At 38.4% G+C, this 11037-nt stretch carries 5 protein-coding genes; 4 read left to right on the top strand and 1 reads right to left on the bottom strand.

What is annotated here, in order from left to right:
- Nucleotides 1-196 precede the first annotated feature (196 nt).
- The 3 genes from CUN59_RS03055 to drmB all read left to right on the top strand — a co-directional run bounded on the left by CUN59_RS03055 (nucleotide 197) and on the right by drmB (nucleotide 8629).
- Nucleotides 197-2338, top strand: a complete 2142-nt coding sequence (locus CUN59_RS03055; protein WP_104386447.1) for a UvrD-helicase domain-containing protein — start codon at nucleotides 197-199, stop codon at nucleotides 2336-2338.
- A 327-nt stretch (nucleotides 2339-2665) separates the two neighbouring features.
- Entirely contained in the window at nucleotides 2666-6718 is a 4053-nt protein-coding gene (drmA, locus tag CUN59_RS03050; protein ID WP_104386446.1) for a DISARM system helicase DrmA, read from the top strand.
- A gap of 30 nt (nucleotides 6719-6748) precedes the next feature.
- Nucleotides 6749-8629 (top strand): DUF1998 domain-containing protein, encoded by a 1881-nt coding sequence (drmB, locus tag CUN59_RS03045; protein WP_104386445.1) that lies wholly within the window; start codon nucleotides 6749-6751, stop codon nucleotides 8627-8629.
- Nucleotides 8630-8665: 36 nt separating this feature from the next.
- Here the strand turns inward: drmB and CUN59_RS03040 are convergent, their stop codons facing one another.
- Nucleotides 8666-9325 (bottom strand): 5'-methylthioadenosine/S-adenosylhomocysteine nucleosidase family protein, encoded by a 660-nt coding sequence (locus tag CUN59_RS03040; RefSeq protein WP_104386444.1) that lies wholly within the window; start codon nucleotides 9323-9325, stop codon nucleotides 8666-8668.
- Between the two features lie 429 nt (nucleotides 9326-9754).
- Here CUN59_RS03040 and CUN59_RS03035 point away from each other — a divergent pair, with 429 nt between their 5' ends.
- Nucleotides 9755-10966 (top strand): DUF4336 domain-containing protein, encoded by a 1212-nt coding sequence (locus CUN59_RS03035; RefSeq protein ID WP_104386443.1) that lies wholly within the window; start codon nucleotides 9755-9757, stop codon nucleotides 10964-10966.
- Nucleotides 10967-11037: the final 71 nt, after the last annotated feature.

Genomic DNA, 11037 nt, shown 5'->3' with positions numbered 1-11037 from the left:
GAAAAGTAAAATCGCCCAAAACTCTCTTCGGTGTTCCCTGTTCCCTTGTCCCAACGACAATTTTTAACGTTAACCTACTTATAAGTTATACTATTACTAATACTTCACGAATATGGAGTATAATTTGATTATGTTAAAAAATATGCTACTTCCATAATTTTGGACTCTTAGAAATACCTAATCACACCAATTTCCTATGAAATTTGAGATTATCCACAAACCCACATTTACAAACCAACTCTTGGCTATTCCTAAAGAGTATGTTATGCAAATATTGGAGAAAATCCAAGTCTTAGGTGATGATCCCAAACCTCACGGGAATTTGAAGAAAAAACTACATGGTTATCAGGGTAATATTTATCGGTTGCGGTCTGGAGATTATCGGATTATTTATACTTATGATGATGGCTGGGTGGCGTTGTTAGGTGTAGATGCTCGTAAAGATGTATACAAGGGTGATAAATTGGTTGCGGAAATAACGGAGTTTGATGTTAACACACTACCGGATATGGAATCACTGCTAACAATCAAACCTAGTCATACTCCTATTAATGGTAAGGCTTCATCTGCTGTTAAACAAACGCAAAATTTACTACCAGTAAAATTAACGGAGGATTTGCTGGAAAAGTTGTTAGTAGCTAAGGAATTTTGGGAGAATTTAAACAATTGTCAAACCTTGGATGATTTGACTACGGTGGATATTCCTGAGAGTTTGCGCGATCGCTTATTTGACTGTATCTACTCTCCCAATTTTGATTTAGTTATCAGTCAACCTAGTTATCGCACAGATAACACTGATGATTTATTAAAATTCGCGGAAGGTTCATTATTAGGGTTTCTCCTCAAACTTAACCCAGAACAAGAAAAGTATGTTAATTGGGCAATTAACGCTTCTGGACCGACATTATTAAAAGGTGGCCCCGGTACAGGTAAAAGTACAGTTGCACTTTACAGAGTGCGGTCTTTATTGGAAACGCTAAAAGCTAATGGTGTCAATGAACCCAAGATTTTATTTACTAGCTATACAAACGCCCTAATTACCTTTTCTCAACAATTGTTAACTAGTTTGTTGGGGGAAGATGTACGCTATGTGGAGGTGAAAACAGCAGATGCGATCGCCTATTCTTTATGTAGTCATCGTGATAATTCTCAATATACATTAGCTGCTAATAATCAACTGCGAAAAACCATGCAGCAAGCTTTAAGCAATGCTATTAATTCTCTCACAGGTAACTTATTACAAAAACAGGCACAAACCCAAACTTTACAACGCCTCAATATTGATTATCTCATAGACGAAATTTGCACAGTTATAGAAGCGAGAACAATTAAAACTTTAGAAGAATATCAAGCCACATCGAGAAATGGTAGATCAATTTCTCTGAATAAGACTCAACGGCAAGCCATTTGGCATTTGCGTCAACACTTTTATCAACTATTAGAAAAACAAAAATTAGAAACTTGGCATCAATTACGGACTCGGGCTTTAGAAACACTGCAAGAAATGGAAAAACCACCAATTTATGATGCAGTAGTTATTGATGAAACCCAAGATTTAGATCCTAATAGCTTACGATTGCTAACTCAATTATGTCGTCATCCTAATCGTTTATTTATTACTGCTGATGCCAATCAATCAATATATGGTAGCCATTTCCGTTGGAGTGACATTCACCAAGATTTAAAATTTGTCGGTCGAACAGGAGTATTACGAACCAACCATCGCACCACCCGCGAAATCAATGAAGCTGCACATACATACTTAGAAAGTAGTATTTTAGATCAGGAAGAAACTACCAATTTCCAATCCTCCATTCCCAATTCCCCACCCAGAGAATACATTCACAACGGACCACCGCCGGCAGTTCGCGCTGTTAATAGTGTTGCTGATGAAAATCAACTACTGATGCTTTTTTGTAAAGAAGCTGCCCGTGAATTTCGATTAGGGATCAATGCCTGTGCTATTCTCACACCCACAGAAATATCTGGGAAAAGGATTGCTAATCAACTGTCATACTTGGGGTTAGAGGCAAATTTTATGTCGAGTAAAGATTTAGATTTAAATCGTAAAGGTGTAAAAATAATTACTCTTAAATCTGCTAAAGGGTTAGAATTTCCGATTGTTGCGATCGCTGGCTTTTTAGATTCTTCCTATCCCAAAATACCCAAAGGTACGCTAGAGGATGCAGTGGCGGAAATTCTTGCCCGTGAACGCCGTACTTTATTTGTAGGTATGACTAGGGCAATGCGGGCATTATTAATGATAATTCCCGCAAATAATCGTTCTCCTCTCCTGGATAACTTCGACCCACAATTTTGGAATCTTGGCCATAGGTAATTGGGGATTAATTTTGAGGTTGATTTTTTTGATTAGCATCCACACACACCAGGGAATTAATTCCCCGTCCATAGCTAAAGTCCGTTTTAACGGAATATGATTAACAAGAACAGGACTTACGCAAAATAGAACGAAAGTAGGGGTAATACCCTTCGGGAAGCAAGCTACATGAATTACCCCTACGAAATAATCAGGGTTGCAGTCACATCTTGCGTAAGTCCTAAAGAAATCAGAATTTATAGTATAAATAGAAAATAAATAAATATTTAGTTAAAACCAACTTTAGGTTTTAGCCAGATAAAAATAAATTAATCCCAATTCCCAACCATGATAATAAAACTTCCTCCTATTCTTCCCGGTGAACTTGATTTAGTAGAGATAAATAAAAAACTGCGTCAACATCAAATTATCTTAGATTGGAGTAGTGTAATTTCTGCACCAGAATCACAATTAGCAATACTTTTAGAAGGAATTGATTTAGTAGAAGATTCTGATTGGTTAGGAATAAATGGGGAAGTTAGTGAGCATATTGTTAATGACATTGCCAATTATACCAATAATCAGGAAAATAAACCTAAAAAATCTCGAACAAAAAAACAGAAAGCTACAAAATTAACTCCTCAAATATGGGAACAAAGTAAACTTTTAGAAACTCAATTTGTGCCATCTGAAGGTGAACAAACAGAAGGACAAGGTAGTCTTTTAGATGTAGCGTTTGTACCTGCTAATAATGTTGTTATCACAGGAGCAAAACCAGCACTAGCAGAGGAAAATATAAAACCTATATTATCATCAAATATACCTTCAGCTTATAAAATTCGGGAAGAATTAGAAATAGCAATTATTAACGATTTACTCGGTCCTGCTGGTGGTGAAGATGAAGAATTAGATGAAAATAGTGTAAGCGATCGCTATTTAGTAGGACTACTTGCACCCCAACACCGTCGCAGCACAGAAGAAAAGCTAGAAAAATCAACTCCTGCTGATGAAATAGCGAACGATGATGATAATAATTTACGGGAAGTAGATTGTTATTTACCGGTAAATAATGATGAATTAGCGATTAGTGGTAAAGGTACTGTGGAAGATGGTAGTACAGAAGTTAATGTTCCACCAGTAGAAACTATGTTTCCATCTTCTCTAGGAATGACATTTTGTGTTAATGGTACAGCTAAAGCATTACAAATTACCGCAGGATGGGGACAGTATAAAAAAGTACCTAGCGAAATATTAACTAAAGTGGATGGTAAACCTAAAAAGGTTTGGAAACGGGAACAAATTCGCTCTAATTCTCCTACTATTCCTTTAATTGAGGGAGTAATTAATAATTGGATAGTTGATCCACAATATCCTGAAGTTCATGTTAAAGGACAAATTAAGAAACAAAATAACGGTGATTTTATTGTCAGTTTATTTTTAATCAATGGACAAAGAGAACCTAAAGAAAAACGAGATGAAACTTGGTTATTTCAACCAGAATTAAGGGTTAAATCGGCGGATTCTCAACATCCTGATATTTTCTTAAAACGACATCAACCCCGATCATTAGGAAAATTAGATCCATTAATTTATACTGAAGAAAAAACTATGGCTATGCTTTACCGTAAACAGGTAGAATTTGCCATTGGTCATGGTGTCAGTGTCCATGCAAAAACAGCTTCAGGAACTACGGAACGTGCTGTAGAATTATCAATTTCCGTTATTCCCACCTATGAAGTTCCTAAAACCTCTCCTCCCCAAGTAGATGAAATTCCCGAATTAGCAGGTTTGGTTTTAGATATGCAAGAACTATCTACAACTGCAACTAGTGATTTTGCTAATAAAATTAGTCCTTTAATTACAGCTTATCAAAGTTGGATTAATACCCAAAAACAACGGATATCAGACCCCGCAGCAGGATTAACAGACTATGAAAATGAAGCGAAAACTGCTATTCAAAACTGTGAACAAACTTTAAATAGAATTAGGGAAGGTTTGACATTGTTACAAACCGATGAAAAAGCAGCAGAGGCTTTTCGGTTTATGAATCAAGCAATGTATTTACAGAGAGTTCATTCTATTTATTCAGAACAAATTCGTCAAAATAAAACCGCAGATTTAGAACAAATTTCCCTTTCTCAACCCCGATGGTTTCCCTTTCAATTAGCATTTATTTTACTCAATTTACCCAGTATTACTAATTTACATCACCCAGATAGAAGTCATCCCCAGGATGCAGTTGCAGATTTACTTTGGTTTCCTACTGGTGGGGGTAAAACTGAAGCATATTTAGGTTTAACAGCTTATACTCTGGGTTTACGAAGATTACAAGGTAATATTGCGGGACGTTCTGGAGAGTATGGGGTTGCTGTTCTCATGCGCTACACTCTGCGATTGTTGACTTTACAGCAATTTCAACGCGCTACGACTTTAATTTGTGCTTGTGAATCTATCCGTAAAACAAATGAAAGCAGATGGGGTAAAGAACCGTTTAGAATTGGTTTATGGGTAGGTCAGCGCACAACCCCTAATCATACTAATCAGAGCGAGGAATTTTGTAAACAAGAACGGGGACAGTATCAGCAAAGCGGTGGCGGTTCACCCCATCAATTAAATAATTGTCCTTGGTGTGGTACTAAAATTAACCCCGGTAAACATATAAAAGTTGAATCTGTTACTAAGGGAAGGGGACGGACATTAATATACTGTGGTGATGATTTAGGACGGTGTTTATTTACTGAAAAACAATCTCCGGGTGAGGGTTTACCCATTTTGGTGGTTGATGAAGAAATATATCGCCGTTTACCAAGTTTACTAATTGCTACAGTGGATAAATTTGCCCAAATGCCCTGGAAAGGTGAAGTACAAATGTTATTTGGTCAAGTAGATGGCTATTGTCAGCGTCATGGTTTTCGGTCTTCTGATATAGAAGATACAGATTTACACCGTAAAACTACTAATTTACCTGCTGCTAAAACTATCCCCTTTAACAAGCTGCGACCACCAGATTTAATTATTCAAGACGAGTTACACCTAATTAGTGGACCTTTAGGGACATTAGTAGGACTCTATGAAACAGCCGTAGATGAGTTAGCATCCTGGGAAGTTGATGGTAAAAAAGTACGTCCTAAAGTTGTGGCTTCTACGGCTACGATTCGTCAAGCCAAAAGCCAGATACATAACTTATTTTTGCGAGATTTACAGGTTTTTCCTCCCCAATGTTTAGATGTGGAAGATAACTTTTTTTCCCGTCAACGTCAACCTAGCGAAATTAATCCCGGTAGACGTTATTTGGGAATTTGTGCCACAGGACGGAGGTTAAAAGCGGCATTAATTCGCGTCTATGTAACAATTTTATCAGCTTCCCAATTTCTGTATGAAAATCAAGGATATGGCGATCGCGCTGATCCTTGGATGACCCTAGTAGGTTATTTTAATTCCATGCGAGAATTAGGGGGAATGAGAAGGTTAGTAGATGATGATGTGCGTATTCGTCTAGGAAAAATGGATCGTCGGGGACTAGCAAAAAGACTGAGAATAAATTTAGAAGAACTGACATCACGCAGAGACTCTACAGAAATTCCTGAAATCTTAGACAGACTCGAAACCACCTTTGATCTGCAAAAAGATGCCGAAATTAAGGCCAAGCGGAAAGCAAAACAAACAGTTAATCAATTAGAACCATTAGATGTTCTCCTAGCTACTAACATGATTTCCGTAGGTGTGGACGTAAAACGGTTAGGTATTATGGCAGTAACAGGACAGCCAAAAAACACAGCCGAGTATATTCAAGCTACCAGCCGGGTAGGGCGGACATATCCAGGTTTAGTATTAACAGTGTATAATTGGGCGCGTCCTAGAGACTTATCCCATTATGAAAGATTTGAACATTACCACGCCACCTTTTACCAGCACGTAGAAGCCTTATCATTAACGCCTTTTGCGCCCCGTGCCATTGATAAAGGTTTATCAGCATTATTTGTAGCGTTAGTGAGGTTAGCAGGTAAGGAATTTAATGGTAATGACCAAGTAGGAAGAATTGAACGCCACCATCCCTATATTAAAGCTGCAATAGAGACAATTTGCGATCGCGCCGGATTAGTAGGGGATGCTGAAACCCAGAAAATGGTAAAACAAGCGCTAGAAGCCAAACTAGATATTTGGTTAAGCAAAGCCCAAAACCTACAAGGTGGAGGTATTCTTAAATACCAAATAGCACAGCCGGACGGTTTAACCATAGAACTATTAAAATCAGCAGGTCGAGAAAGCTGGCAAGACTTTACTTGTTTACATTCCCTACGTAACGTAGAACCAACCGTAGGATTAATTTTACAAGACCAAGTACCCGACGACGACATTAACCGCCTTCCGGAAAAAATGACGAAACAGAAACAGAATTAGTAAACATATTCCCAATTCCCCATTCCCAAAATGTATAAATACAAAGTTGGCGAATTACGCCCCAGTCAAATATTATTTTCCTTCGGTGTCGGTGCTGTACTTGACCTACCCAACCTCTCAGTTATGGTCATGGGTTTAGAAGAATGGAACACTCAAAATGCACTCGAATTAAATGAACCAAGACTTTTAGCTGCTGTTCGTAAAGAATTAGGTTCACAAGTCAAAAAACTGCTTTCACCTCCCACACCTCCAGAAAATGTCACATCATCCGGTCCCTTTGATGAAGTCAACAAAATAGGAATCCCAGTTGCACCTTTTCCTAGTTGGATGGTTTGCCCTAAATGTCATTTACTTGCACCCCTACAACTGGGAGTTTTTGAATTAAGAGAAAATCCTTACCGACCAGATCAAACTAAATATGTTCATAAAAATTGTCCTAAAGATAAAAAAGAACCAACAGTCATACCCTCACGGTTTCTTGTTTCTTGTGAAAGAGGACATTTAGATGATTTTCCCTGGAGTTACTTTGTCCATCGAGAAAATACTAACTGTAATGGTGCTTTGAGATTTGAAGAATATGGTGTATCTGGTTCTCCCAGTGATATTTTTGTGAAATGTAGTTGTGGTCAACAACGAGCTTTATCAGATGCTTTTGGTGAAAGCGGAAAAGAAAATATGCCTCGTTGTCGCGCCCGTCATCCCCATTTACGTGACTTTGATGATACCTGCGACAAACAAATGAAAACCATTTTATTAGGTGCATCTAATAGTTGGTTCCCCATTACCCTTTCCGCTTTGTCAATTCCTGAGAGTTCCCATCAATTATTCCAAATAATCGAGCAATATTGGCACGTTTTAAATAAAGCTACCAGCCAAGATATTTTAAAAAGTAATCTGGATTTATTACAAGCGATCGGTCAATTTCCTGACTTATTAAACGAATTATCAAAACATCCCCTAGAAAAAGTCTGGACAATAATTGAAGAAAAACAAAATCAACAAGAAAGTAATTCAGATGATAAAAATGCCAGGGACTTAAAAACTCCAGAATGGGAAATTTTTTCCCAAGCAGCCCCCAATTTGAATACACCAGATTTTCAGTTAAAACCAGTCAAACCTCCTGCTGGCTATGAAGATTATTTTTCCCAAGTTGTATTAGCAGAAAGATTGCGGGAAGTTCGCGCCCTAATTAGTTTTACACGCATTCAATCACCGGGTGACTTTATAGATGAAGGGGAAATACTTACAGAACATTTAGTAGACTTGAGCCGTAAAAATCCTAAATGGGTTCCCGCAAGTGAGGTAAAAGGGGAAGGTATTTTTATTCAGTTTAACGAAGTAAAACTTAGTCAATGGGAACAAAGTCAATCATTACAAGATTATCAAAATCGAGCTTTTGAAGCTCATAAACAGTGGTGTAAAATTCGTTCTCTCGACCCAGTGAAAATAACATTTCCTGGAGTTCGCTATATTTTACTACACTCTTTCGCCCATGCCCTCATGGGACAAATGGCAATAGAGTGTGGCTATAATGCTGCCAGTTTAAAAGAACGAATTTACTCCAAACGTCCTCAAGAAGAAGGTGGTCCAATGGCAGGTGTACTGATTTACACCGCAGCACCTGACAGCGAGGGAACTTTGGGAGGCTTAGTAAGTTTGGGAGAACCAAAAAAGCTGGGTTATCATATTGACCAAGCTTTAGAACAGATGCAGTTGTGTACTTCTGACCCCTTGTGTGCAGAACATACCCCTTTAAAGGGAACAACTTCTCTCCATTGGGCAGCTTGTCATGGGTGTTTATTCAGTCCAGAAACCTCCTGTGAACGGGGAAATAAATATCTAGACCGTACAGTTTTAGTTCCCACTGTCATAGGTGCGGATTTGGCTTTTTTTCCAGAGGTAAAAGTGTGAGTTTCTTGCCGTCATTGCTTTTAGCTCAGATTTACGCTATGTAAACAATAATTGCGTGATTTTTGTCAAGGTTTTAAGTCCTTGCAATGAACCAGTAATTAATCTAGTTCCTGACTGGGGTTGACGCATTAATTCCCAAGCTAGTTGTAAAGGTTTCAATGAACCATCGGCATTGATAGCTGATGTAATATTAGGAATATCATGATCAGCATCATCGCTGACTACTCGTAATATGGCTATTTCTAGATTTGGGAATTGCTGGAAAAATTCTAGAAAAGGATATCCTTCCATATCTACAACATCAGTATTATATTGTTGATGTAATTGTTGTTTTTCGGTGGCTGTGCAAATGAGGCGATCGCTTGTTAATCCTTTAACTAGGGATACATGATCCCCAAGCTTATTATGTATGTATGTGGTGAAAATATGATTGCATTCTTGCAAATTTCCCTGATAAAGACAATTTTGATATAAAACAATATCTCCAACCTGATATTTTTTGCTCAAGCTACCACATAAACCCATCATTAAAATTTGTTTTTCAGAGAGATGGGTTAATTTTTGTAAATATTGTCGCAAGGGTTCAATTCCCATGGGTATTGCTAATACTTGGGGTGGAGAATTGACAATGGGACTTAATCCGCGATATACGGCTTGATATTCTGCTCCTTGGGGGACTAAAATCAGAGTTGACATGAGAATAATAGGTAAGTAGGTTAGCGTTAAAAATTGTCGTTGGGGCAAGGGAACAGGGAACTCTTAACTGGGAACACCGAAGAGAGTTTTGGGCGATTTTACTTTTCTTCACATACCTTTAAATTTTTCGGTTCACCTACTTAATAGCGAAAATTCTTACCTTGTTCTAACATTTTTAGGATTGACGCAAGTGTCACACCAAAAATCTGTTGTAGGGTGCGTCAGATATGAACAATCTGTTTATTTACAGGATTTATACAGTCTGACGTGGTTGGTGAGCTTGTCGAACCACACCCTACCAATGTCCCAGTTGCGTAAGTCCTGATTTTAATTTTCACAATTTCATCAGGGTGTCAATTTTTGCTAAACTCCAAATTTGGTAAAGCAAATAAAAATCTCAGCATCAGGTATCGGGAGAGGTTCGCAAAAGTGGTTGAAAGTGCAGAACTAGAACAAATTCATCCCCAGGATTTTTCATGGCGGTTTTGGCCTGTTGTGCCAATTTACCCCTATGGTAAACGTCGTACTATCCGCAAAGAAGTTATTAAAGATACTATCTGGACTTTTGACCAATTACAAGGAATTTTTTATGTAGTTGTGCCAATTCGCATGACCGTAGTGAAGTTACAAAAGGGCGGGTTGTTGGTTTATGCACCTGTCGCACCTACGGGAGAATGTATCCGCTTAGTCCAGGAATTGGTGGCAGAACACGGTGATGTGAAGTATATTATTTTGCCAACAATCTCAGGGATAGAACATAAAGTATTTGTTGGGCCTTTTGCCCGATGCTTTGTCAATGCCCAGGTATTTGTAGCGCCAGAACAATGGAGTTTTCCCTTAAATCTGCCTTTGAGTTGGTTGGGTTTACCTAGTAAACGGACTCACATATTGCCTGAAAATAGCCAGGAAGTCCCCTTTGCCGAGGATTTTGATTATGCAATCCTCGGACCGATCGGTTTGGGTTTAGGTAAGTTTGCAGAGGTGGCTTTTTTCCACAGGCGATCGCACACTCTCCTAGTTACAGATACCATAGTTTCCGTACCCGTAGAACCACCCGCCATAGTTCAGCTTGATCCCTATCCCTTACTTTACCACGCCAAAGAGAAAGCCTCCGATCTCGTCCCTGATACCCCAGCAAACCGCCGTAAAGGTTGGCAGCGTGTCACATTATTTGCTTTGTATTTCAGTCCCAGTGTGTTAGAAGTACCTACATGGGGTGAAGCATGGCAAGATGCCCAAACAGCACCAGAACGTTCTAGAAAAGCTTATTTTGGCTTTTTCCCCTTTCAATGGCGAGAAAATTGGCAAAATTCCTTTGATATTTTACAAGGAAATGGGCGGATATTTGTTGCCCCTATTTTACAAAGTTTAATTTTAAATCGCGCCCCTCAAGAAACTATAAATTGGGCTGATCAAGTTGCTAACTGGGATTTTCAATGGATTATTCCCTGTCATTTTGCTGCCCCAATTAAGGCAGAACCCCAACAATTTCGCCAAGCATTTTCTTTTTTAGAAAAACAGCCATTTATTAATAGTAATAGTTATCCTTTACCAGAAAATGATTTTAAGTTATTAAGAGATATTGACGCAGGTTTAAATAAGTTGGGTATTGTTCCACCTGCCAAGGAAAAAATATCATAAATATATTACAACAGCCAGATCCCCGACTTCTCAGATCAATTTATCATTATTACCCACATTCCGCACTTCAA

It is taken from the genome of Cuspidothrix issatschenkoi CHARLIE-1, from assembly GCF_002934005.1.
Taxonomy (GTDB): Bacteria; Cyanobacteriota; Cyanobacteriia; order Cyanobacteriales; family Nostocaceae; genus Cuspidothrix; species Cuspidothrix issatschenkoi.
The sequence above is the reverse complement of the archived record's forward strand: the minus strand, read 5'-3'. Positions and strand labels throughout refer to the sequence as shown.